The following is a 24,610-nucleotide window of genomic DNA, read 5'->3' on the forward strand; positions in this document are numbered from 1 at the left end:
GCAAGGGGCTGGGACTGCTTCAGCCCCCTCAGCCAAACAGGAAGTCATCCGCGTCAAGCGCGCGCACGCTCAGCCCATCAAGCCACAGCACATCTCCTGCGCCCACGATGCGTATGGCGGTGCCTTGTGTCGTAATTTCAAGATCTGCATAACGCGCAACCCCAGTCAGACGAATGCGGTCTTCACCCGGGGTAAAATCCCCGATACGGTCGGCATGATCGTCTGGGGAAAAGATGAACACATCCGCCCCAATCCCGCCAAACATGCGATCCGGACCCAATCCACCATCCAGCGTATCCGCGCCCCGACCACCAAAGAGTTGATCCTCCCCCTTGCGCCCCAGCAACAGGTCCTGCCCGTCCATGCCATGAAAGACATCCGCCCCAGCGCCGCCATTCACTGTATCGTTCCCTACCCCGGAAAATACTGTATCCCGGCCGAGATCCCCAACCTGGGGATTGTCAGAAAACACATCGTTCCCCGCCCCCAGATAAGCTAGGTCGCGCCCGTTGCCACCCCAGATCCGGTCATTGCCAGCGCCGCCGTAAAACGTGTCTGCACCGGCACCACCAAAAAGCTGGTCCGGGCCCCTGCGCCCAGACAACAGGTCTTGGCCCGCCTTGCCATGAAAGACATCGGCGCCCCCCCCACCGTTCACCGTATCGTTGCCCAGCCCACCATAGACAGTGTCATGGGCATTCTCTCCAGTCTGGATGTTATCAAAAAACACATCGTTCCCCGCCCCCAGATAGATCAGATCGCGCCCGTTCCCACCCCAGATCCGGTCATTCTCTCCCTGACCCAGAAGCGTATCAAACCCATTGCCGCCATAGAGCATGTCCGCACCGCCCCCGCCGCGCAGCACGTCATTGCCTTGATAGCCATAGAGCGAATCCGCACCCCATTGTCCGCCCAGTGCATCGCTGGCTTCACCCCCGAGTATGGTTTCACCTGTGCCCATAAATGGCCGGTCCGGCCCTTCGAAATAACCACCAAAGATATCCTGCAGACTCAGACTTTGCCCTGAAACGCTCTGGAGCGTGATGACATCCCCCCGCCAGGTCAGCTCGGCCCCATCGCGGCGCGCCACATAATCAAGCTGGGACGGGTCATACAAAAATGTAAAGGCGGATAGATCGAGGCGATCTACGCCAATTTCGAACCCGCGGATCAGGTCGCGCTCGCCATCAAAATCCAGCACAAAGATATCGCTCCCCTGCCCCCCTGTGAGCGTGTCTCTACCAACCCCGTCCACCAGAATGTCCGCACCTTTGCCTGCCGACAGGGCATCATTGCCCGGGCCACCAATCAGGATATCGTCCTTGTCCCCTCCAGACAGACTGCCCCCTGCACCCTCAGCTCGGTGTGCAGCACCCTCCTGAACGAGGGACAAACTAAACTGGGACATGCCTGACGCGACACTGGTGGCAAAAATTTGAATATCATCGCCAAGCTGCACCGCCGCCAGCGCGCTTGGGCCAAACACCCCTGGAAAGGTGCCTTCGGCATAGCTTTGCAGATAGACAAGGCGCCCGGTTGAGAGCATCTGGAACAGACTGAAGCCGCCGTCTCCGCCACCGGCCAGCACATAGGCTCGGTCCTGTGATGTCACCACCGCCAGATCCTGGGCCTGACCAAAACGGGTATCGCGGGTGTCAAGCACGTGATCCACCGGAGCCAGACGGCCATCCCCAAGCACACGCATCACGCTGAGCGCGCCGCCCTGATCACCCGCCGAGGCGAGGACCGCAAACGTGTTGCCCCCGATCAACGTCGTTTCAAGCGCCACTGGCCTCATGACCCCCAAGCCCTGCCCGGCCCCCATCAGGCCACGCGCCTCCAGATCCCCGCTCTCGGGGTCGATCAGATAACTGGACACACCGCGATCCGCAACATCGGTGGCCAGAAGGTAGTTTTTCCCTGAAACAGTGACTGTATCGAGGTCGATGACCGTGTCCCGATAAACGTCTGCGCCGCCGCCCAGCTGTCCAAGAGAGATCAAATCTCCATTCTCGGATTGTCGGTAACACTGGATCCCGCCGATGGTGGCATCTGCCGTATAAACGAAGCCTGCTAAAAAATATGTCAGTGCGGCAATGTCTTCGGTTGTGGCAGAGAGACCTCCCCAAGAGATGCCCTGCCCGATCGACGCACCGGGCCCTTCGAAATAGCCCTGCACCTCACTGCCAAGACCGCCGACCACAACGCCATTACCCACCTCATAGAGCTGTCGGCCAACGGCACGCTCTTGAACTGCGGTAAAAGCCTGCACATCCGTAAAGACAGCCGCTTGCCCCTCTTCAAGGCGCCAGCTCGCCAACCCTCCATCCGGGCCCGACATTGCAAAAAGCACAAGCCCCGACCCCGTGTCATGCGCTGCCACATCCCGCAGGCCGATATCAATCCAATCTCGCCCGCTGAGCATTGCGGAGCGAAACGCCAACGCTACCATAACTCTCACCATCTCCCGGTTTTCCCGGGGACAATGATGGCGAAAAGGGCTGTTTTCAGCCGGCCGGAATGGTGGTCAAAGCATGGCGTTTGGCCGCAATTTGAGAGCAATTTGCGATAAAGCCGAGCGGTATGACCCAGACGTGTTTGTGACGTAAATCCAGATCAGCCACTTTCTGAATGGAATCGGCGCTACACATCAAACCAAAAGCCGCAAATCCTCGCTGTAGAATCGCGAGAGCCGAGAAACTTAACACTGTCGCGAGATAAACGCGCCGCGCAATCGCTCTCCTTAAAACGGTTGGTAAGGTCAAACCAAATTCAGCACCGGGAATAAAAGGTATGGCCATCACGGTGATATAAACAGTCGTCCTAATCGCAATTGTTGCGTTCTTGGCCGCGCACCAAGTCTCCACAAAAAACTCATGACCATTTTCCTCCGCGCGAAAAATATGCAGGCGGCGGGTAATTACACCGATCCTCGCATTCCAACGATAACAACTGACCTTCACGGAAGAACATCGCGTCATGACTTGCGCCAAGCTTTCCCAAAGGTGCGAGCAATGTCGCGAAGGGTATCCCCCTTGGGTCGCCGGCGCCCTTTTCAAGAACCAAATTTCTCGGTTCAAACCCCGTCGGCTGGCCCCTTGTGCCAAGCGCAAGGACTGCAGCTCCGATAAGCCCGAGGATCATGGAAATCTGCAATATCGGGGTAGTAAAACGAATTGACTCCTAATGGCGCAGAGCATGTTGGGTGTCTTTGACTATGCGGATCTTCGATGGCCATTGCCTTCACCCAGTTCCCGCAAACTGATACCAGCTTGAAAGACGGACGAAGCAACGCGTTAAAAAGACAGCTTTACCCGCAACTGCCCGCTAAGCCATCAACTCCTGATGCAGAGCGATGGCCTCGTCTAGGTCGTCGAAATAGGTCAGCCTGCCATGTTCCAGCACCAACCCGGCATCGCAGAACTGGCGCACCTGGCCCATTTCATGGCTGACCAGGATAGCATCGCTCTTCTCCATACGTTGGCGGAACACCGCCTTGCTCTTGCGGCGAAACACTGCATCCCCAACAGCGGTCACTTCGTCAACGAGATAGGTATCGAAATAAATGCCCATCGAGGTGCCAAAAGCAAGGCGCGACTGCATCCCCGAGGAATAGCTGCGCACGGGCTCGTGGAAATGGCCTCCGATCTCGGCAAAATCTTCGACAAAAGCGATGAGCTCCTCTACGTCCACGCCGTAAATGCGCGCAATGAAGCGCACATTCTGGGCGCCGGTCAATTCGCGATGGAAAGAACCGGCAAACCCCACCGGCCAGGAAATCGATCCATCGCTGGAAATACGCCCCACATCGGGATCGAGGGTGCCAGCGATCATCTGCAAGAGGGTCGACTTGCCCGCTCCGTTGCGCCCCAGAAGCGCAAGACTTTTGCCTGAGGGGAGCTCGACTGACAAATTGTCAATGACCACCTTGTACTCGTTCTGGACCCAGAACCCCTTGGTCAGATTTTCGAAACGGATCATGCCACCACGAGGCCTCTCTATCGCCGATCCCGCAGGCTGTAGAATACCAGCACCATGATCGACCAAGCCATCAGCATAAAGAGCGCGCTCAATCCCAGCAAGATCTCGCGCTGGGGGTATTCGGCGCTCTGAGCTAGGGTCGGACGGATATAGGTGGCTAAGTAGCGGCTCTGACGTGTGGCATTGGCGCGCGCGATGTCCAGCGCGGCCAAAGCAGCACGATAGGTTTCCTCGGCAAATTCACGATCCACGGTGAGGCTCTCGAACTCGGCCAGCAAAGTCGGGTAGTCGGCATCTCCCCCGACTACCTTTCCGGAGGCAAAGGTTTCACGCTCCTGACGGATGCGTTCCTGAATGACTTGGATCCGTTGCAGCTCTTGCACCAGGCGCGGATCGGTTTCCACGGCCGTCGTGCGCAGAATATCGTATTCGACCAACGCCTCCGCCAGTTGCTGTTGCAGATTGTTGAACACCCCCATACGTCCCTGAATATCGGCCTCAGGATCGACGATGCGGGTGCGCACGCGGAACTGTGTCAGCGCCTCGCGCGTTGCCTTGAGACGCGCAATCGAGTCTTCGAGATCTACCTGAGCATAGCGCATCAGGTCGCCCCGCGCTGCCTCGTTCAACTCATTGACGCGCTCCTGGCTGACCCCCACGATCTCATTTCCGATCGCTTGAGCCATGTCAGCCTCAAAGGCACGCACCTGCAGATTGACCAACCCGGTACCCTGATCGTAAGACACGCGCACGTTTCTCCCCCAAAACCAGAGCAGATCCTCGATCGTTGCGTCAGGCCAGAGTGAAAAGACCGGGTCTTCTCCCCAATAGGCGGAATAATGGCCCACCAGATCCAGTGAGGCATCGACCTTTTCTACCATTTCCTGGCTTTGAATAAATTCATAGAGAGCATCCGCATCACCAGATCCCCCCGCACCAGCGAATTGGGCGATACCGCCCAACAGATCGGTGGCAGATCCAGATTCTTCTTTGCGCACTGTGAAGCCGACAGTGGACGCATATTGATCAACACTGACGAAATAGAGATACCACACCGCCACTAGGAATGGCGCAAACACCAGCGCAAAGAAGCTGAAGAGCACCCCCCAGTGACGCTTCTTCATGGACGCATTTGAGGCCTGTGGGCGTACTTCGATCACTCCAGGCGGCTGAGGTTGAGGTTTTTTTGGCCCGGCACCCGGTTTGTCGCCTTGTCGGACCTGTGGCCTCTCCTGGGGAAGCTGTTTGGCGGGACCTCCTGATCCACCCTGCCTGCCGGGTTGCTGCCCCCCCGAATCGTCAGGCTTCATGCCCGCTTGTCTGCCGGGTTTGGCCGGACCCTGCCCTGATTTACCGACCAGTTTTGGTCCTGATCCGGTCTGTGAAGGCTGATCCTGCTTTGCTTTATTATTATTTTTGTTCAAATTCTTGCCTCTCAAGAACGGGTTTGAACTTCCTGCATTCCTTCTACATAATCTGCATGACGAACACCAGCTTGACGGAGTGCTACCGCTGTCTGTTTCTGACACCACCCCCTCCCAGCCCCCTTCTTCTCAGTTGTCGGGTTCCGCGATGCGAGCACCACAGCGGCCACGTCCTCAGCGGCCGCGGCTTCTAGCTGTGCGTACGATCATGGCGCTGATCCTGCGTGAGATGTCGACGCGCTATGGTGCCACGCCCGGAGGATATATATGGGCCGTTCTGGAACCGCTCGGAGCGATCATCATCCTGTCGATCGGATTCTCGCTGTTGCTGCGCGCGCCTTCGTTAGGCAATTCGTTCCTGCTGTTTTATGCTTCCGGCTACCTGATCATGGCGCTATACATGAATGTATCAAGCGTGGTGGCCCGGGCGCTGAATTTTTCCAAGGCGCTGCTGCTCTATCCTCGGGTCACTTGGATAGATGCAATCCTATCACGATTTCTGCTCAACACGCTAACCAATGTGATGATCGCCTATCTTCTGCTGACTGGTGTCATCTGGGCCATTGATGCACGCATCACTGTCGAAATTGCCCCCATGGCGCTGGCGCTAGCGCTGGCGGCCTTTCTCGGGTTGGGTATCGGCACGCTCAACTGCGCGCTATTCGGGCTGTTTCCGGCTTGGATAAACGTCTGGGGCATTGCCACGCGTCCGTTGTTCCTCGCCTCGGGGGTTATCTACATTTACGAGGATCTACCTCGCGCAGCGCAAAATGTCCTTTGGTGGAACCCGATCCTCCACCTGACCGGCTTGATACGCTCAGGGCTTTACATCACCTATCGCCCGGACCATCTGAGCCTGATTTATGTGTGTGCGGTTGCAGTGGTGAGCCTCACCCTTGGTCTCATTCTGATGCGGCGGTATTATAAGGAAATCCTGAACCGCTAGAGCTTGTTCTGGCCTCCGGAAGACCGGCGGCTTATTACTCGCAGGTCTTGTCCATGACCTCTTTGTCCGCCGCAGCAAGGGCGAGAACATCCTGGTGCTTCAGCGTGGCGCGCCCCCGAAGGCCATCCACAAGCGCCCGCCTCAAAAGGCGGTTGTAGCATCTGCGCTGTGCACCATAGCGCCGCCCAGCCAAAGCCCACTTGACAGCCGCCATTGCCGCGAGCGGCCAGAACAACAACAGCCCCGACGCCTCTCGATACATGATCAACCCATTGCGATAGCTGTAATATACCTTCCAAATCGGGCTAAAAACCCGCCTCTGATCATTTTCAAACGTGCTGCAGTCATGTTCGAAGCGAAGACCCGGCTCGAACAGGATGACAAACCCGCTGCGCCTGAGACGCAAGGTGTAAATGACGTCGTCGCCATACAGAAACAATCGACTGTCCGGCAACCCGTTCTCGATCAGCATCCGCCGCGATAGGAACAGTCCCACAAAAGAGGTCAGATCGATTTCCAGCGGGCTAATATCTTCGTAGCTTGCATAGGGAATGTGATATCCGTCACGGCCCTTGCCCCGCAGCCCTCTGAGCACGGTCCTGGCAAAGACCCTGGGGCGCCAGAACGGATTGACCGAGGGTCGGTTCATCTCGCAAATGCGCCCGTCAGGGAAATAGACGGCCGCCGCCGCCGCCGTATCGTCGCGACGCAAGACGGCATGAAATGTCGCCAGCGCTTCAGGGGCTGGGTGGGCGTCGTCGTCCATGACCACAAACCAGTCCGGATCAAAACGCTCCTGCGCAGCGCGCAACCCGTGCCGGAACCCCCCTGCCCCGCCCGAATTGACCGCCAGCCGCTCGACCACAAGACGCGGGTCGGCGCGGGTCGCCAGCCAGGCCTCGGTGCCATCGGTGCTGGCATTATCCACGAGAACCACCGCCTGCAAATGCGCAGGCGCGTTCTCCAACAGGCGTGTCAGAGTAGTTTGCAGCTTATCCAGCCGGTTATAGGTGACAACCACCGCCACCAGCCGCCCGTTCGACCCGGTTTGTTCCGTGGTGCCTATATCCATCACCTATAACCACCTCATGGCTTTCAGAGCCTCTCTCTCAAAGCGCTTCACACGAACCCCCACCGATTGTCAAACGCTGCATCACCATGAGCGCGAAGGCGGCCAAACGCAGTGACAAAACTCATGGGCATTGTTAGAACTCCGTAAAAAGACAAACAACGGGGCAAGCAGGTGAAAATCGAAACGACTAAACTCTCTGGCCTAGTGATTTTGACACCATTGAGATTTGGTGATGCGCGAGGTTTCTTCTCGGAAAGTTGGAATCGTCAACGGATGACCGAGATCGGGATTGATCTCGATTTTGTGCAAGACAATCATTCCCTATCGATGACCCCTGGCACCGTGCGCGGCCTGCATTTCCAGGCCCCACCGCATGCACAAGACAAGCTAGTGCGCTGTGGGCGCGGTGCGCTTTTGGATGTGGCTGTCGATATCCGCGCTGGCTCACCCACGTACAAACAGTGGTTTGCCACCGAGCTTTCAGCAGAGAACGGGCGGCAATTACTGATACCTATCGGATTTGCCCATGGCTTTGTCACATTGACGGAAGATACTGAAATTATTTACAAATGCACAGATTACTACGCGCCGCACTGTGACCGGGCAATTGCCCATGACGACCCAGATATTGCCATTGACTGGGATGTTTCGCGCACGAAACGTACCCTAAGTGAAAAGGACATGGCGGCACCGACACTGGCCGAGCTGGGCACTCCTTTCACATGGGAGGCATGCACGTGAAATTGCTGGTCACCGGGGGCGCCGGGTTCATCGGATCGGCCGTGATACGTCTAGCCATTGCGAGGGGGCACCACGTAATCAACCTAGATGCGCTGACCTATGCCGCCTGTCTTGAAAATGTCGCCAGCGTGGCAAAAAATCCTAACTATGCGTTTGAAAAGGCTAATATTTGTGACGCTGAGACTATGGATCGAATCCTTACCCGCCACACCCCGGATGCGGTGATGCATCTGGCCGCAGAATCCCATGTGGACCGCTCTATTGATGGACCTGGCGCGTTTATCGAGACCAATGTAACCGGCACCTACACACTGTTGCAGGCAGCACGGAAATACTGGGAGACGCAGGGGCGGCCTGACACGTTCCGCTTTCACCATATTTCCACAGACGAAGTTTACGGGTCTTTGGGTGCAAAAGGGCAATTTACCGAGGAAACGCCATACACACCAAACAGTCCCTATTCCGCCTCAAAGGCAGCCTCGGATCACATAGTCAGAGCCTGGGGCGAGACCTATGGGCTGCCGTTTGTGCTGACCAATTGCTCGAATAATTATGGCCCCTATCATTTTCCAGAAAAACTGATCCCCGTAGTTATCCTGAACGCGCTGTCAGGGAAGAGTATTCCCGTTTACGGACAAGGACTTAACGTGCGCGACTGGCTCTATGTCGAAGACCATGCGGACGCACTTTTGACAGTGCTGCAAAAGGGTGCGGTGGGGCGCAGCTATAATATTGGCGGCGAGAACGAGGCCCGCAATATTGATCTCGTGGAAATGATCTGCGCCATTTTGGACCGGTTGAAGCCCTCGAATAGACCCTATTCCAGCTTAATCTGCTTCGTGGATGATCGTCCCGGACATGACTTGCGCTATGCCATTGATCCAAGTCGAATGCGGGACGAACTGGGCTGGCGGCCTTCCGTGACGCTGGAGGAAGGGCTGGAAAAAACGGTGCGCTGGTATCTGGCAAACGAGAGCTGGTGGCGGGCGTTACAGGGGCGTGAAGGTGTCGGAAAACGGTTGGGCACCGCGTCCTCCGAATCAAATGATTAACGGCCGAAACGTCCTTCGGCAGCGCATCAGTATCACGTCGGTATTGCGTCGGTGTCATGATCGGAATTCGCACCGTTCATCATGCGGTCGTTGAGCATTAGTCCAGAAAGCTCTGCGTGCATGTTATGTATTAACGAATTGACCCACCGGCCTCCCATTCGACACTTTCCGTCATTGCGCGATTGCAGAACAGCGCATGCACGCTACACTTGGGTTTAACTTTGATGACCAGCACTATGCACCGAAAGCCGTCCTTTTGAAATTACTCGTCTTTGGTAAATTCGGCCAAGTGGCCACGGAATTGTGCGCCCTTGCCGGACCCGATCTCAGGATTCTGTCGTTGTCCCGTGCCCAAGCGGATCTGGAAGACCCTGAAACCTGTGCTGCCCGGATAAGAGAGGCGGAGGTTGACGCAGTGATCAATGCCGCGGCCTTCACGGCGGTGGACCAGGCCGAAGACGAAGAAATCAGGGCCACGGTGATCAATGCAGAGGCTCCGGGTGCAATGGCGCGCGCGGCGGCAGAACGCGCCCTGCCCTTTCTACATATTTCGACCGATTACGTTTTTGACGGATCTGGCGATGCGCCTCGTATGCCCGGCGATCCAGTGGCGCCGCTCAACGCCTATGGGCGCTCTAAACTGGCTGGAGAGATCGCGGTGCGTGCCGCTGCGGGTCCGCATGCGATCCTGCGCACGAGTTGGGTCTTTTCTGTCCATGGCAACAATTTCGTGAAGACTATGTTGCGGCTTTCCGAGACCCGCGATGCGCTGAGTGTCGTGGCGGACCAGATTGGCGGACCAACGCCGGCAGCCGATATTGCAAGAGCGCTGGTTATCATGAGTCGGGCGATGATTGCCGGACAAAAGGGCGGCACATATCATTTTAACGGTACCCCAACGACAAGCTGGGCGGGTTTCGCGCGCGAAACATTTCGGCTTGCAGGGCGCGGGGTGGCTGTGACCGGCATTCCCACCGCAGATTATCCCACACCGGCCGTGCGCCCGCTTAATTCTCGACTGGATTGTGCCACGCTGGAGACAGATTTTGGCATTACACCTGCGGACTGGAAAGTGGGACTGGCCCGTGTGATCACGGAACTTGGGAATGCAGAGAGGAACAGGGCATAGCATGAGCAATCGCAAGGGCATCATTCTGGCAGGCGGGTCAGGTACACGGCTTTACCCAATCACCATCGGGATCTCGAAACAGCTGGTGCCTATCTATGATAAGCCAATGATTTATTACCCCCTATCGGTACTGATGCTGGCCGGGATTCGCGAGATTGCCGTCATCACAACCCCGCATGATCAGGATCAGTTCCATCGCACATTGGGGGACGGGAGCCAGTGGGGGCTTTCGCTGACTTATATCGAACAAGCCAGCCCGGATGGGCTGGCGCAGGCCTATCTGCTCACCGAGGATTTCTTGGATGGGGCCCCGAGTGCGATGGTGCTTGGTGACAATATCTTTTTTGGTCATGGTCTGCCCGAGCGACTGGCGGCAGCAGATGCGCGCGATTCAGGCGGCACGGTATTTGGCTATCGCGTGGCCGACCCTGAACGCTATGGCGTGGTGGATTTTGCCCCTGATAATACGGTCCAAGGGATCGTCGAAAAGCCTGTGAAAGCGCCTTCTCCCTATGCGGTAACTGGGCTCTATTTTCTGGATGGGAGCGCTCCAGAGCGCGCCCGTTCCGTGACCCCAAGTGCGCGAGGTGAGCTGGAAATCACCTCTCTTCTGGAGATGTACCTGACCGATGGCGCGCTGAACGTGGAGTTGATGGGGCGAGGTTACGCATGGCTGGATACGGGCACCCATGGCAGTTTGCTGGATGCGGGCAATTTCGTACGCACACTCTCTGAAAGACAAGGCCAACAAGTGGGATCCCCGGAAGAAATTGCCTGGCAGCAGGGCTGGATTGGGGACGATCAACTGCGCGCGCGCGCAGAAGCTTTTGGAAAAAATAACTATGGCGCTTATCTGACGGCACTCTTGGAGACCTAACGTATGCCAGAAAAAACCATCACCCCTGTTCTGCTATGTGGCGGGTCGGGCACGCGCCTGTGGCCACTGAGCCGTAAGAGCTACCCAAAACAGTTTTCAAAGCTGACCGGAGAAGAGAGCCTGTTTCAGTCATCTGCACGGCGTATGGGCGGGCCCGAATTTAACGCTCCGATGGTGATCACAAATTCCGATTTCCGCTTTATCGTGACCGAACAGCTGACCGACGCAGGCATTGATCCGGGCGCAATTCTGATCGAGCCTGAAGGGCGCAATACCGCGCCCGCAGTACTGGCGGCGGCTTGTTGGCTACACGAACACGATCCCGACGCACTCATGCTGGTTGCCCCTTCTGACCACGTGGTGCCCGATCCCGCCGCTTTTCGCGCCGCCGTAGCTGCAGGTGTACCCGCAGCCCAAGACGGACAATTGGTCACCTTTGGTATCAAACCCACCCATGCTGAAACAGGCTATGGCTATCTGGAATTAGCTGAAGATCCGGGTGTTTTCGCGGCAAAACCGCTGAAGTTATCCCGGTTCGTGGAAAAGCCAAATGCGACGTACGCCGCCGAAATGCTGGCTGCGGGCAACTTTCTGTGGAACGCTGGAATCTTTCTGTTTTCAGTCCGCACGATCCTAGGCGCGTTTACCAAACACGCACCAGGTCTCATCGCACCGGTGGAGGCCGCGGTAGACAAGGGGCAGGAGGATCTGGGGTTTCTACGACTAGATCCTGACGCCTGGGCTGGGGCCGAAGAAATCTCGATCGACTATGCGGTGATGGAACGGGCGCAGAACCTCAGTGTGGTGCCTTTTGCTGCGGGCTGGTCGGATCTGGGAGACTGGGATTCGGTTTTACGAGAAACCGAAAAAGATGGCATTGGCGCGCATGGCCCCGTTACGGCGCTTGACTGCGAAAATACACTCCTGCGCTCGGAAGACAGCGGGCTGGAGCTTGTCGGCATTGGCCTGAAGGACATTGTCGCTGTGGCCATGCCCGATGCGGTCCTGGTGGCAGATCGCAAAAGGGCACAGGATGTAAAAAATGCGGTTAGTGTGCTTAAGACCCGCAAGGTACGCCAAGCCACGGAATTCCCTCGCGACCACCGCCCCTGGGGCTGGTTTGAAAGCCTGGTGATAGGTGATCGCTTCCAGGTGAAACGTATCGTCGTGCATCCCGGCGCGGCATTGTCTCTGCAAAGCCATCACCACCGCGCAGAACACTGGATCGTGGTCGAGGGTACTGCGAAGGTCACAATAAACGACATCGAGCAGCTGATCAGCGAAAACCAATCAGTCTATATTCCTTTAGGCGCAGTGCATCGGATGGAAAATCCTGGCAAATTGCCCATGGTTCTGATCGAAGTACAGACCGGCTCTTATCTGGGAGAGGATGACATCATCCGCTACGAAGATGTGTATGCACGTCGCTAAGCGGCGTTGACAGCCCCCCCCCGGGTGCCCATTAGACTGGGCATCACAGGCAGGACAGAACAGAGGCATCCAACATGAAGATTGCAATGATTGGTACTGGCTACGTGGGGCTGGTGTCAGGCGTGTGTTTTTCCGACTTTGGCCACGAAGTAATCTGTGTCGACAAAGATCCGGCCAAGATCGAAATGCTGGAGCGCGGCGAAGTGCCGATTTACGAGCCGGGTCTGGACCAGCTTATGGCCAAGAATGTCGAGGCCGGGCGGTTAAGCTTCACGCTGGATCTGGCTGAGGCGATTGACGGCGCGCAGGCCGTGTTCATCGCCGTCGGCACACCGACACGACGTGGTGACGGACATGCGGATCTGACCTATGTGATGGCCGCTGCCCAAGAGATTGCCCGCGCCGCAGATCATTACATGGTGATCGTGACCAAATCGACCGTGCCGGTAGGCACCAACCGGCAGGTCAAGCAGACCGTGCGCAAGGCCAATCCGCAGCTGGAATTCGATGTGGCCTCGAACCCCGAGTTTCTGCGCGAAGGGGCTGCGATCGAAGATTTCATGAAACCGGACCGGGTGGTGGTCGGGGTGCAGAATGACCGCGCAAGCGAGGTCATGGCCGAGGTCTATCGACCGCTTTACCTGCGTGAGTTTCCAATCGTAACCACCGATCTGGAAAGCGCCGAGATGATCAAATACGCCGCCAACGCGTTTCTGGCGACCAAGATCACCTTTATCAACGAAATCGCCGCCCTGTGTGAACGGGTGGGCGCAGATGTAAAGCAGGTGTCGCGCGGCATGGGTATGGATGGGCGCATCGGCAACAAATTCCTGCACGCGGGGCCAGGCTATGGCGGGTCTTGTTTTCCTAAAGACACCAAAGCGCTGGCTCGGATCGGACAGGATCATTCGATACCGATGCACATCACCGAGACGGTGATTTCCGTCAACGAAGAAGTCAAACGGCGCATGGTCAACAAGCTTCTGGACCTGTGTGAAGGCAACTTTAACGGCAAAACCATCGCAGTGTTGGGCGTAACCTTCAAACCCAATACCGATGACATGCGTGACGCCCCCAGCCTGACGCTGATACCGGCGTTGGTGGGCGGGGGCGCCAAGGTGCGCGTGACTGACCCGCAAGGGCGCCACGAAGGCGAAGCTCTGCTGCCCGGGGTGCATTGGGTCGAGGACGCCTATAAGGCTGCCCGAGGTGCGGACCTGCTGGTCATCCTGACCGAATGGAACGAATTCCGCGCGCTGGACCTGAAGAAGCTGGCGCGCAAGATGGCCACGCCACGGCTGGCCGACCTGCGCAATATCTATACGGTCAGGGACGTCAAACGCGCCGGGTTTCTTGCATATGAAAGCGTGGGGCGAGCCGGGTTCAAAAAGACCCAAGACTGAGGTGTGTTTCGCGCGCGAAACATATTTGAGACCCTGATACAGGCAAATCAGAGTCTGATGGGCTGGAAGGCGCTACACTTGAAACGGTTATTGTCACGTCCGCCCTTTTTTGGAAATCACTCAGGCACGGGGTGACGTTTGCCCGGCGACATCACCGACGATTTCTATCAGGTCGCGTTGATGGATTTTACCCTGACCGTTGCCGAAGTGGACGCGGCTACATGCGCCGGAGACTTTCGCGTGATGCATCACGTGGCTGCGTGGGGATTGTGAAAACCGCACCGGGATCCGTAAGCTTTACATTTGCTTTTCTAAGCAAAAGGCCGGATCAGTTCCTGATCCGGCCAAATCCTGCCCCATAATGGCAAGCGCAGCAGGTAGATTGACAGGGCCGGGCACAACTTCACTATGGAACCAAATACAACGAGCAGGACCACAGCAGTATGAACGATTCCACAGCTGCACGAACGATAGTGATCCCCGGCGCCAATGGCCGGGTGGGTCAGTTGCTGCGACGGGCATGGGAGGAAGCGCCGCTGAACGACTGGCGCCCGGTGTGGTGTGCACGCGCACCGGGACCAGACATAGATATGGTCTGGCAACCGGGAGAGGCCGTGCCTTTGAAGGCTGACGCGGTGCTGGCGCTTTGGGGCGTGGTGCCCAGATCCGGAGACCTGCAGGATAATGTGAAGCTTGCCCGCGCAGCTATGGCGCTGGGGCGCGATTGTGGGGCGCAGCGGGTTCTGCATCTGTCAAGCGCCGCAGTCTATGGGCCCGGCACCAGATTGCACGAGAACATGCTCTGCGCCCCAGCCAGTGACTATGGCACGGACAAGCTGGCGATGGAGACGGCCATTGCGGCCGAGCCGGGACCAGATGCCTGTGCGCTGCGGTTGGCTAATGTGGTGGGGGCTGACAGCCTGTTTCGATCACTGGAGAGCGATGCACCGATGGTAATTGATCGCTTTGCCAACGGACAGGGGCCGCACCGCAGCTATGCCAGCCCATTGGGTATTTTGCGTGCAGTACAGGCTCTGTTACGAGTTGAAATCTTGCCCGATGTGATCAATGTCGCATTGCCCGGCACTGTCAGTATGGACGCGCTGGCCATGGCGGCGGGGCGGGTATTTGACTGGCGCGCAGCACCCGAAGGGCCCTTGGCCGAGGTCGTGCTGGATACGCGCCGCCTGCAGACACTGACCCAGGATAAAGCCAAAGCGGAACCGGACGCGATCATTGCAGAGTGGCGCAGGCTGCGGAGGGCGCAGGCATGACCCCGGCAAGACGATTGATGGATATTGTACTGGCACTGTTACTGCTGGCTGTACTCTGGCCGGTTCTGATTGTGATGGTCTTGGCAATCCTGATCCTAGACGGGCGGCCAGTGCTGTATATTTCGGAACGCATGCAAACACCGGACAAACCGTTCATGCTGTGGAAGTTTCGCACCATGACCACAGACAAGAATGACAGCGGTGTATCTGGTGGCGACAAGGCACACAGAGTGACCCGGACAGGCGCCGTAATGCGGCGATATCGGCTGGATGAGCTGCCCCAACTGATGAATATTCTGCGCGGCGATATCGGCTTTGTCGGCCCGCGCCCGCCGCTGCGCCGTTATGTCGAACGCTTTCCCGATCTTTATGCAGCCGTGCTGAAGGACCGCCCCGGCGTGACTGGTTTGGCCACGCTGGTGTTTCACCGGACCGAAGAAAAGCTGTTGTCGGAATGTGCCACGCCCCAAGAAACCGAGGAGGTTTATGAACGGCGCTGCGTGCCGACCAAGGCGCGGCTGGATATGATCTATGCCAAGAACCGGACCCTGAGGCTTGATCTACGCATGATGGTGGCCACAGTGTTTCGGCGCGTGCCACCGGTTATACGCAAACGTTCCTAGAGGCGTGTTTTGCGCACAAAATATAGACTAAACGGCAATTTAGACCCTACTTAAGTTCCGCTTGAAGCCAAGCAATCAAACGGTTTTGTACGTCTTCGCTGAGCGCCTTGCCCTTGAGGGTGAGACTGTCGCGCCCAACTTTCATCTCCAAACCCGGCGCGATTTCCATCGGGGCTGGCGTTGGCAAGGTTTGCAGCTTGAGCGCTGTTGTAATCGCAGACTGTTCTGTCTCGGGCGTGACCGGATTTGCGATATCGAGCACGGTGCGCAAACGGGCCGTCAGGGTGGTGTCGACTTCTAGCGCTTTGGACAGCTGCAGCCCCAACCGTTCACCGATTGCCTGCGGAAAGCGCAAGTTGCCATCCAGTGCGGAAACGATGGTGATGAAGGATTTAATTTTGGAGCGTTTGGCGCGGGACGCCGATGCAAAGAGGGTCTGCAAAGCCTCTTTTTGACTTGAATAGACTCTGTTTTCAACAGTACGCGACACAATTCTGGCGCGTTCGTAGAAGGACAGCCCAACCCGGATTTCATTTTCCTCGACCATGGCAAGATAGGCTTGGGTCGACTGGTCAGGCTGGCGCACCAGCGCTTTGACGGTCGTGAATTGATCATCGCCGGTTTCGGCATAAAGACGGTTCAGCGCAGAACACCGGCGCCAGCCTGAGATCAGCCCGTAGCGATCATTGCCAAGGGGGGCCACCTCGATCGGGGTTTGCTGACCGCGTGCGTACAGACTATCGACCAGCGCTTGCATCTCTTCATCGTCAACAGGCAAGCGATCGCGCACCAGATAATTCAGATCGAGATGCGACAGGGGCAGGGTGATCACCAGCCGCCCTTCGGCCCGTGCAGAACTCAGGGTTCGGGTGACCTCTTCGAGGGCAGCCCGTGCCGACGCTTCGCCTGCGACATCCGCGATTGGCGGAGCTGAGGCCGGGCTGACTGGTGTTGGTTCTTCAGAGAAGAAGACCGGGTTGGCGGGGCTGAGGCGTTTGCGTTTGGCCATAATCCTGCTCTCTGTTATTGCGCAGCCTGTTGGGCATGCGCCAGTTCATCGCGCCGCCAGCTGCCAATCAGAAGCTGTTTGAAAGCGGCATAGGTGGCATCAAATGTTTCGCGCCCGCGCACATAGGTTTCGCGGTTGAAGTCGCGATAATCGGCCTCGTAGATGCCCTGTACTTGTTCGCCAGCCTGCCCAATCAGCGCGGTGAAGTCCTGACGATGGGGCGACAGAGTGGGACCAAGATAGGCCTGCATTAGCGCGGCCAGTTCCGCCTGCTGGGTGCCGTCATAGCGGGTAACCACAGCGCGGACCGCGTCCCATTGAAAGCTCAACTCTTCCCGACCCAAAGCGCGGGCGGCCATATTCTCGGCCTCTTCGATGGAGCCAAAGGTGGAATGCAGCATATCAAAGAACCGCCCCGTGCTGTCGAACTCAAGGAAAGACGCCCCAAGCGGAACCAGCAGGATATCGGATGCGGCCAGCCCGTTGATGGTGAGATACCCAAGGGCAGGCGGGGTATCGAGGAAGATGACATCGTATTCATCCAGCAGCCCGTCTTCCTGAAGGCTGTCGGTCAACGCATCCCACAGCTTCCAGCCACGTGCCGCCATGCGCCAGACCGGGATTTGGAATTCGGCCCAATAGAGATTCAATTGTGCGCCAATCAGATCGATATTAGGCCAGTGGGTTTTCTGCACCAGATCTTGCGCCCGTATGTCGAGCGCCTCGCTGAGCGTGTCATCAAGCGGGGTAGGGGCATCGCCCCGATTCAGACGACGCTGATTTTCGGTGCGCAGATGACGCGCGTAATGACGGGCCATAAGCGGAAACACGGTTTGCCATTCATCTTCGACTTTGCCGCCGAACACCGATGTCATCGACCCCTGACTGTCCAGATCGATCACCAGCACCTTGTACCCATCCAGCGCGGCAGACATGGCCAGATGCGCCGCAGTCGAGGTCTTACCTACTCCGCCTTTGAAATTGGCCACGGTGACAAGTTTGGCAGGCTGACCTTTGGGACGATAGGGCTGGTATTCCTTGGCCTTGGAACCCTCTTGTCCAAAATGAGCCCGCAAGCGCAGAACTTCGTCCAGGGTGAACCATTTGGCGCCGCCTTGGGTTTCACTGCGCCCCTGTGGCAGATCCGGGTTTTGCTTCAGAACACGGCGAAAATGGCCGGTGGCCACGGGGATTAGATACTTGGTAATTTCCCAGGTTGAGAACTGACGTAGATGTCGTGCCCCATCGCCTTCAAGCCCCCGGCTGGACAGATCGTTGCGCCCGGCTTCACAGGCCTTGGCGATGGTACCAAAATCCCGCGTCGTTGTTGCATTCCCAAGTTGTAATAAAGCCTGATCCGGATCGATGTTGAAATAGGGGGGTAAGGCCCCTCCGGGCTCTTTGTGCTTGTCGGATTTCATCTGCTCCAGGCCTCTATGTGCGCTCTTTTATGCAATATAACACAAAACGTCTCACATGAAAGGGAAAGGCGAACACTTCCTCTTTTTCTAAGTAAAATCAGGGTGACAGTAGCCATCACATGGTTGGTTTGTGTGTGCGTAAGTATCTGGATGGATCTCTTATCCAGTTAAATATGAGTTAATACAAAGTTACAGGGAAATATTGAATCGGGCAAAGCCCTTTGTTTCAAGGGCAAATGGGGTGCCATTTCAAGAGACGGTGACTCTGAAACCCCGATATAGTGACTCTGATCCCACGCGGGAGTGACTCTGATCCTCCGAAGCTGTTCATGCCCATACTGGACGACACTTGTGGATAACTCTAGGATGAGTGTTACCGAAACCCCGAAAAACGGGGGCGGGATTCGCGCTGAAAGTAACATGAGCAGGGCGTGGGAAAGACAGGCGACAGACCATGACCGGGACAGGTGGGGCAGGGGCGTTGACCCCTACTGAGACAGGCGCATTCTTTTTGTGCGATATTTTTGATGCCAGCCCCAAGGATGATCTGGGGACGATGGAGCATCCGATTTTTTCGCTGAGCACGCGACCGGACCGGCGTATTCTGAGTTACGAGCATAACGGTACCACGATTGATGTAACGCCGAGCGTGCGGGGTCGGGCGACAATCCATGACAAGGACATCCTGATCTATTGTATCAGTCAGCTGATGGCGGCGGCGAATGCCGGGCGGGCGATTTCCCGCACATTGCACCTTAAGGCGCATGATCTTTTGACGGCGACGAACAGGGACACGTCGGGGGACGGTTATGCGCGTCTGCGCGACGCGTTTGAGAGGCTGGCGGGCACACGCATCACCACCAATTTGAGCACCGGCGGTGTCGAAGTGACATCCGGTTTTGGTTTGATCGAAAGCTGGGAGATTGTGCGTAAGGCCAAAGGCGGGCGCATGGTTAGCGTGACGGTGACATTGAGCGAATGGTTGTTTCGGGCGGTGCAGTCCAAGTCGGTGCTGACGCTGAATCGGGCGTATTTCGGATTGCGCAAACCGCTGGAGCGGCGGATTTACGAATTGGCCCGTAAGCATTGCGGGCGTCAGCCCGAGTGGCAGATCGGTTTGGCGACGCTGCATAAGAAGGCCGGATCGACGGCACCAATCAGGGTGTTCCGCGCCGCGGTGCGCAAGATCATCGCAGGCGGCGGGCTACCCGAGTATCACATGCGCGAAGCGCCTGGCGATCTGATCCTGTTTGAGCGGGCAGGGGTAGCGGTAGCCCCTGGAAGCGCGCCGCAGTTGAAGCGCGAAACGCTTGAGGCGGCGCGGGGGCTTGTCCCGGGTGCGGATGTCTATGCGCTTGAGGCGCGCTGGCGGAGTTGGTGGGGGGAGACCGGGCAACCGGTGCTGCGCAATCCCGATCAGGCGTTTTTGGGGTGGGTCAGGGCGCAAATTTCTTGAAGCCAGAGTGTACGACCAAAGCGCGCTGCGCGCCTTGGTCGATGACTGCGCGGAACGTGCCGGATCAGGCCAGGAGCACGGTCAGACTGCCGCCCACGATGTCGCTCACACCCGAGGTGATGTCGGCAACGGTGAGCCGATTGTTGTTGGGCAGTGAACGGATGCGAGCGATGGCTTTACCTTTAATGGCTTGCCAATGATAGGGGCCTGGCTGGCCCACCGATCCGCGCAGCTCGACAGAACCATAGCAGTTCTCTCCGTTGAGGAACGGTAGAGACAGGCCGATATCGTCAGTCGGCGTCAGGCCGGTGGTGTCCAGGTTGTTGAGCTGTCCGAAAAAATATGTCGCTTGGTTGCCGATCCGCACATAGGGCACGGCGTCGCCCGTGAGCGGCGCGCTGTTATTGCTTTGATCGACGAGCGAAGGCACATGGCTTCCGGTCTCGTAGATTGACAGATGGTTGGCAGGTGTTGTCCCCCCGAGCAATAGACCCTGCGGTGCACCAAGAGCGCCGTCGGTTCCCTGGGCGGTCAGCGCCGTATGCCAGGTGCTGCCATCAGCGCTGACCTTAAGGGAAAAATGGTCGTCACCCGCCAGACCCATTTCAGCACGCCCCGACCAGCCCGATTGCAACAGCAGGCTGGCGGTGTCGGAGGCAGCTGCCTTGTTGACCTTGAGTTGATGACCGGCACCCGCATGAGTGAACAAAGTGGCCTCGGAGGCGACGGCGAGGCGGTTGGTGGGATCCGCGCTGGTGGCGATGCCGATCCCTTCAAGATTGTCGAGATCGGGGGTAGGGGTCTGCCAGGTGGCACCGGTCCAAACCCGCAGGCTGTTGTCGGTGCGCCCGAAAGCCCGCCAGCCGATCCGTGGGGGCACGAACACCCAGGTCAGATTCAAGAAGGCGGCAATCATGCCATCCTGGCCGGCCCAGGCGCCACTGGCCCCGGCCCCAAGCGCGTGCACGCTTCCGTTCTGGGGCAGGGAGGGGGGCTGGGTCTGATTAAAATCGTCGACGGTGAGTTGAACAAGCACATCCAACTGGTTCAGGGCCTCGTTATGGGTCACATGTTTCTGGGCCTGAGAAGGTTGGATGAAAGGCAGGTCAAGCAGGGGAGAGCGTTCTGACATGGTGATGGGTTCCGGCTGATGGAAGAGTGCGCCACATCACACCCAGAAGATCCCAAAATTTCCTAAAACCATCGTACGCTGGGGGCAATGGCGTCGACCGGTGTCCTGGAACAAGGAACCGAAAGCCGTTGTCGATCGGTGACCTACGTAAGGGTTTCCCAACTATGCAAGAGCGCCGGCACAGAATAATCTGCAAGTACGATCAAAAATATGTTATAAATATTGTGATTATAGCAAAGTGTTTGACCGGGAACCGATACAGCGTCAGGCCTTATATTTTAGGTAAAGGCGCAGAATAGCTAAATTTCAGAAGGTTAGACGAATTTTTCTCGTTTCTTCTGTATTTTTGAAAGAGCATTTCTGCGTGGGCATAGGGCCTGTCGTGTTATTATACCGGTGTGACCGTGAGAGAGATTGATGACGCTATTTGGCAGCAGATTCGAGTTTTCTGAACCTCAGCAACTGCGCTGCGGGGGGGTGGATTCGGTCGCAGTCTTAAGGTCGGTTTTGAGTCTGTTCTTGGGGCGTGGGGCTCTTGTGGCGAGCCTCTGCCCGCGTGGCAACAACAATAGAATTGTGGAGAGGACACCGCCTGGCAAAGCTTGTCGGGGATGTCTGTAATTGTAGCACACGGTGAAAGCCGCGTGCAGAGAGAGTATGGAGCTTGATATGCGTGATTTGGCCGATGACGAAGTGAATAATTCTGTTGCGGGAAAAGACAATCTGGCAGGGCATGGTTGGGGCCTGCGCGCCACCGTTGGAGAAGAGACTGGGAATACCGTACGCTCGCTGGATGCGGGCCTGGGTCATATCGAAGTGATCGACGGGCCGCTCCCGGATGAAGAGGAAAAAGCCAAAGACGCGCTGGCTGAAGAAGGTCTCGAAATCCTTGAAGGGGAAGGTGACACCGAGGTTGCGACCGAGGATCAGCCGACGGATCTGGACGCACAGGATGCAGCGCTGCAAGCTGAAGCGGCCACGCAGGATACGGCAGCCTTCCGACAGCAAGACGCGTCGCATACCATCAAGTTCGAGGCACGTTCAATTTCGGAAGACAGGGCGCCTATTTGGGCACCCTCTGAAGTGCAGAACGACGTTCACCGGGAACCCATGGAGCTGACATCGTATCAGCCTGCGGAAGAAGGATTTTTTGGGCCTCCCGCGCCACATGATTTCCAAATGGATGGTTGTGGATGTGCCATGTGCTGCATGGGGGCTGCCTCGGACGGCCCCATGATCGCAGACCCTGCTTTCGGAGACGGGGCGCCCGGTCCGGCAGGCTCCATTGCGACGCTGGCCGATTACCTCGTTAACGGGTACTGGAACGATACCGGGCGCACGGCGCATTGGTTCAACATGACCAATTCCGGTACCGGTGCCAACGATGGCATACTCTATTACAACATGTCTGGCTGGTCTGAAGATGCCAACGGCCTGACAGCCGCGCGCAGGACAATGGTGGAAAACGCGCTGGATGTTTATGAGGACATTCTGGGCATAAACTTTATCGAAACTACCAGCACGGCCGGCCATGTCGATATCTTCTTCAAAGACAATGTCGCCAACCGGGCTTTTGCCAATTATGTCTATCATTCCGGAAATGGGGGTGCGGTCGATTATGCCCGTATCAACATTGATGTGAATTGGAACGGCGGGGCAACCAACATTGGATCGTGGGCCTTTACCACAGCGCTACACGAAATTGGTCACGTCCTGGGCCTAGGTCACCAGGGCGATTATAATGCGGGTTCAGGGACACCGAGCTACAACAACTCTGCACAATTCGCCAACGATACGCTGCAACAGACGATAATGTCCTATTGGGGGCAGTCGAATTACACACCTCCCGGGCAATCCACACCGAGCAACGTCAATCCAATCGGTCTGATGGCGGTGGACTGGCGTGCGATGGAAATCCTTTATGGTAGCCAAGGCTACGGCGTGGCCAATGGGTCGACAACCGGGAACACCACCTGGGGGTTCAACGACAGCTGGGGCAGTTCCAGCAATCCACCCGTCGGCAACCTGTTAAACAATGCTTTCAACTCGATGGGCAGCCTGCTGGATACTAATTCGGTCGCGATCGTCGATGGCGGGGGCAATGACACGCTGGACCTGAGCGGTTTTTCCAACAACACGCGCATCGATGTTTCTGAGGCTTATACATCCTCGACCCAGGGTTCGCTCTCCAACGTGGGTGGCCGGGTCGGCAACCTGTCAATCGCACCGGGAACGATCATCGAGAACGTGATCGGCGGGTCTGGCAGCGAGGTGATTCTTGGCAACGCGGCCCACAACAATCTTGACGGCAATAGTGGTAATGACTCGCTCTATGGCTATGGCGGCAATGACACGCTGATCGGCGATGGCGGCACCGACTATATGAGTGGCAGCTCCGGGAATGACAGCCTGTCCGGTGGCAGCAGCGCGGACTCGCTTTATGGCAGCTCCGGCAATGACACGCTCGATGGCGGCTCCGGCAGCGACTATCTCAGTGCAGGCAGCGACAATGACCTTTTGCTGGGCGACAGCGGCACCGACACGCTTTATGGCAGCACCGGCAATGACACGCTGCGCGGCGGGTTCTCGACCGACAGCGTTAACGCCGGGGCGGGTGATGACCTGATCCAGGTGCTGGACGGGGAATTCTATGACAGTGTTGATGGCGGCAGCGGCAACGATACGCTGGATCATTCCGACCACACCCAGAGCGGGGATATCTTTGACTTCGAGGGCGGAACGATTTCGGGTTATGGCGGCGGCTCTGTCACCGGCATTGAACATTACCGGGACGGGTCGGGTGGCAACACGATCATCTGGACCAGTATTTCCAACGGCACCGTGGATGCGGGCGGCGGCAACGATACCGTGCATTCGGGTAACTATTCCTCTGAAACGCTGAATGGTGGGGCTGGTATCGATACGCTCAACACCAGCGCCTTCGGCGGAAACTATGTGGTCAATCTGGCCACGGGCTTGACCAACTTTACCGGTGAATCCTTCATCAACTTTGAAAACCTGATCTCGGGCGACGGCGATGATTTGCTGACTGGCACGAGTGGAAATAACAGCATTGAAGGCGGTCTCGGCGACGACACAATCGATGGCGGTAATGGCACAGATACGCTGCGTGGTGATGGCGGCAACGACCTGCTGATCACCAACATCCTCGATCACGATGAGATCTTTGATGGCGGCGCGGGCAACGACACGTTCAGTTTTGCAACATTCGGCAGCAGCTATATCGTGAACCTTGCACTGGGTGACTTTGACCGCACCGCGGGATCCTACGAAAACACCTTGATCTCGATCGAGAATGTGCTGGCGGGCAGCGGAAACGATACGATCACCGGTTCGTCGGTAGCCAACGATATTGATGGCGGCAGCGGCAATGACACGATCTTTGGCGACGGCGGGGCTGATACGCTGCGTGGCGGTGCAGGAGATGATACGCTGGATGGCGGTGCAGGAGACGACACGCTGATCGGTGGGGACGGCAGTGACAGCATGCTTGGTGGCGACGGTGCGGATTTCCTTGATGGTGGTAGTTGGACTGATACGCTGGATGGCGGGTCGGGCAACGACACGCTGCTTGGGGGCACGGGCAGTGATCTCCTTCAGGGCGGTGCCGATGATGAC

General features: G+C 57.3%; 20 protein-coding genes. 12 read left to right on the top strand and 8 right to left on the bottom strand.

Translation table 11 applies throughout. The annotated features are described in order from the left end of the window. Nucleotides 1-28 precede the first annotated feature (28 nt). The 4 genes from ABJI08_RS00290 to ABJI08_RS00305 form a co-directional block, all read right to left on the bottom strand. The gene (locus ABJI08_RS00290; RefSeq protein ID WP_348399820.1) at nt 29-2,464 is read right to left on the bottom strand and encodes a calcium-binding protein; all 2,436 of its coding nucleotides are present in this window, start codon (nt 2,462-2,464) and stop codon (nt 29-31) included. Nucleotides 2,465-2,507: 43 nt separating this feature from the next. Then, nucleotides 2,508-2,993, bottom strand: coding sequence for a hypothetical protein (locus tag ABJI08_RS00295; protein WP_348399821.1), 486 nt, complete (start codon nt 2,991-2,993; stop codon nt 2,508-2,510). Between the two features lie 334 nt (nt 2,994-3,327). After that, nucleotides 3,328-3,981, bottom strand: coding sequence for an ABC transporter ATP-binding protein (locus ABJI08_RS00300; protein WP_348399822.1), 654 nt, complete (start codon nt 3,979-3,981; stop codon nt 3,328-3,330). A gap of 17 nt (nt 3,982-3,998) precedes the next feature. After that, complete coding sequence (locus ABJI08_RS00305; RefSeq protein ID WP_348399823.1) at nt 3,999-5,105, bottom strand: sugar transporter; 1,107 nt, start codon at nt 5,103-5,105, stop codon at nt 3,999-4,001. A gap of 508 nt (nt 5,106-5,613) precedes the next feature. Here ABJI08_RS00305 and ABJI08_RS00310 point away from each other — a divergent pair. Then, nucleotides 5,614-6,351: an ABC transporter permease gene (locus tag ABJI08_RS00310; protein WP_348399824.1), complete on the top strand. Its 738-nt coding sequence runs from the start codon at nt 5,614-5,616 to the stop codon at nt 6,349-6,351. Between the two features lie 34 nt (nt 6,352-6,385). Here ABJI08_RS00310 and ABJI08_RS00315 read toward each other — a convergent pair whose 3' ends face one another. After that, a complete protein-coding gene (locus ABJI08_RS00315) occupies nt 6,386-7,423 on the bottom strand; it encodes a glycosyltransferase (protein ID WP_348399825.1) in 1,038 nt (345 codons plus the stop codon). Nucleotides 7,424-7,594: 171 nt separating this feature from the next. Here ABJI08_RS00315 and rfbC point away from each other — a divergent pair, with 171 nt between their 5' ends. From rfbC to ABJI08_RS00360, 9 genes are all read left to right on the top strand, one after another. After that, nucleotides 7,595-8,164: a dTDP-4-dehydrorhamnose 3,5-epimerase gene (gene rfbC, locus ABJI08_RS00320; protein ID WP_348399826.1), complete on the top strand. Its 570-nt coding sequence runs from the start codon at nt 7,595-7,597 to the stop codon at nt 8,162-8,164. Beyond that, a complete protein-coding gene (gene rfbB / locus ABJI08_RS00325; protein ID WP_348399827.1) occupies nt 8,161-9,216 on the top strand; it encodes a dTDP-glucose 4,6-dehydratase in 1,056 nt (351 codons plus the stop codon). Before rfbC ends, rfbB begins: the two co-directional genes overlap by 4 nt. A 256-nt stretch (nt 9,217-9,472) precedes the next feature. Further along, complete coding sequence (gene rfbD, locus ABJI08_RS00330; RefSeq protein WP_348399839.1) at nt 9,473-10,345, top strand: dTDP-4-dehydrorhamnose reductase; 873 nt, start codon at nt 9,473-9,475, stop codon at nt 10,343-10,345. Nucleotide 10,346: 1 nt separating this feature from the next. Then, complete coding sequence (rfbA, locus tag ABJI08_RS00335) at nt 10,347-11,222, top strand: glucose-1-phosphate thymidylyltransferase RfbA (RefSeq protein WP_348399828.1); 876 nt, start codon at nt 10,347-10,349, stop codon at nt 11,220-11,222. Nucleotides 11,223-11,225: 3 nt separating this feature from the next. Next, nucleotides 11,226-12,653 (top strand): mannose-1-phosphate guanylyltransferase/mannose-6-phosphate isomerase, encoded by a 1,428-nt coding sequence (locus tag ABJI08_RS00340; RefSeq protein WP_348399829.1) that lies wholly within the window; start codon nt 11,226-11,228, stop codon nt 12,651-12,653. 74 nt (nt 12,654-12,727) lie between these two features. Continuing rightward, nucleotides 12,728-14,056: a UDP-glucose/GDP-mannose dehydrogenase family protein gene (locus tag ABJI08_RS00345; RefSeq protein ID WP_348399830.1), complete on the top strand. Its 1,329-nt coding sequence runs from the start codon at nt 12,728-12,730 to the stop codon at nt 14,054-14,056. Between the two features lie 138 nt (nt 14,057-14,194). Then, a complete protein-coding gene (locus ABJI08_RS00350) occupies nt 14,195-14,329 on the top strand; it encodes a hypothetical protein (protein WP_348399831.1) in 135 nt (44 codons plus the stop codon). Nucleotides 14,330-14,499: 170 nt separating this feature from the next. Then, nucleotides 14,500-15,330 carry an NAD-dependent epimerase/dehydratase family protein gene (locus tag ABJI08_RS00355; protein WP_348399832.1) on the top strand — a complete coding sequence of 277 codons (831 nt, stop codon included), beginning with the start codon at nt 14,500-14,502 and terminating at the stop codon, nt 15,328-15,330. Further along, on the top strand, nt 15,327-15,953 hold the full coding sequence (locus tag ABJI08_RS00360) for a sugar transferase (protein WP_348399833.1): 627 nt from the start codon (nt 15,327-15,329) through the stop codon (nt 15,951-15,953). Before ABJI08_RS00355 ends, ABJI08_RS00360 begins: the two co-directional genes overlap by 4 nt. A 46-nt stretch (nt 15,954-15,999) precedes the next feature. Here ABJI08_RS00360 and ABJI08_RS00365 read toward each other — a convergent pair whose 3' ends face one another. Both ABJI08_RS00365 and ABJI08_RS00370 read right to left on the bottom strand, forming a co-directional pair. Then, nucleotides 16,000-16,962: a ParB N-terminal domain-containing protein gene (locus tag ABJI08_RS00365; protein ID WP_348399834.1), complete on the bottom strand. Its 963-nt coding sequence runs from the start codon at nt 16,960-16,962 to the stop codon at nt 16,000-16,002. A gap of 14 nt (nt 16,963-16,976) precedes the next feature. Beyond that, nucleotides 16,977-18,383 carry an AAA family ATPase gene (locus ABJI08_RS00370; protein ID WP_348399835.1) on the bottom strand — a complete coding sequence of 469 codons (1,407 nt, stop codon included), beginning with the start codon at nt 18,381-18,383 and terminating at the stop codon, nt 16,977-16,979. A 454-nt stretch (nt 18,384-18,837) separates the two neighbouring features. Here ABJI08_RS00370 and ABJI08_RS00375 point away from each other — a divergent pair, with 454 nt between their 5' ends. Beyond that, nucleotides 18,838-19,839 (top strand): replication initiator protein A, encoded by a 1,002-nt coding sequence (locus tag ABJI08_RS00375; protein ID WP_348399836.1) that lies wholly within the window; start codon nt 18,838-18,840, stop codon nt 19,837-19,839. Nucleotides 19,840-19,903: 64 nt separating this feature from the next. Here the strand turns inward: ABJI08_RS00375 and ABJI08_RS00380 are convergent, their stop codons facing one another. Further along, nucleotides 19,904-20,971 carry a DUF2793 domain-containing protein gene (locus ABJI08_RS00380; protein ID WP_348399837.1) on the bottom strand — a complete coding sequence of 356 codons (1,068 nt, stop codon included), beginning with the start codon at nt 20,969-20,971 and terminating at the stop codon, nt 19,904-19,906. 669 nt (nt 20,972-21,640) lie between these two features. Here ABJI08_RS00380 and ABJI08_RS00385 point away from each other — a divergent pair. Then, nucleotides 21,641-24,610, top strand: a 2,970-nt coding sequence (locus tag ABJI08_RS00385) for a M10 family metallopeptidase C-terminal domain-containing protein (protein WP_348399838.1), incomplete at its 3' end; no start/stop codon positions are given.

It is taken from the genome of Shimia sp. (assembly GCF_039969785.1).
GTDB lineage: Bacteria > Pseudomonadota > Alphaproteobacteria > Rhodobacterales > Rhodobacteraceae > Shimia.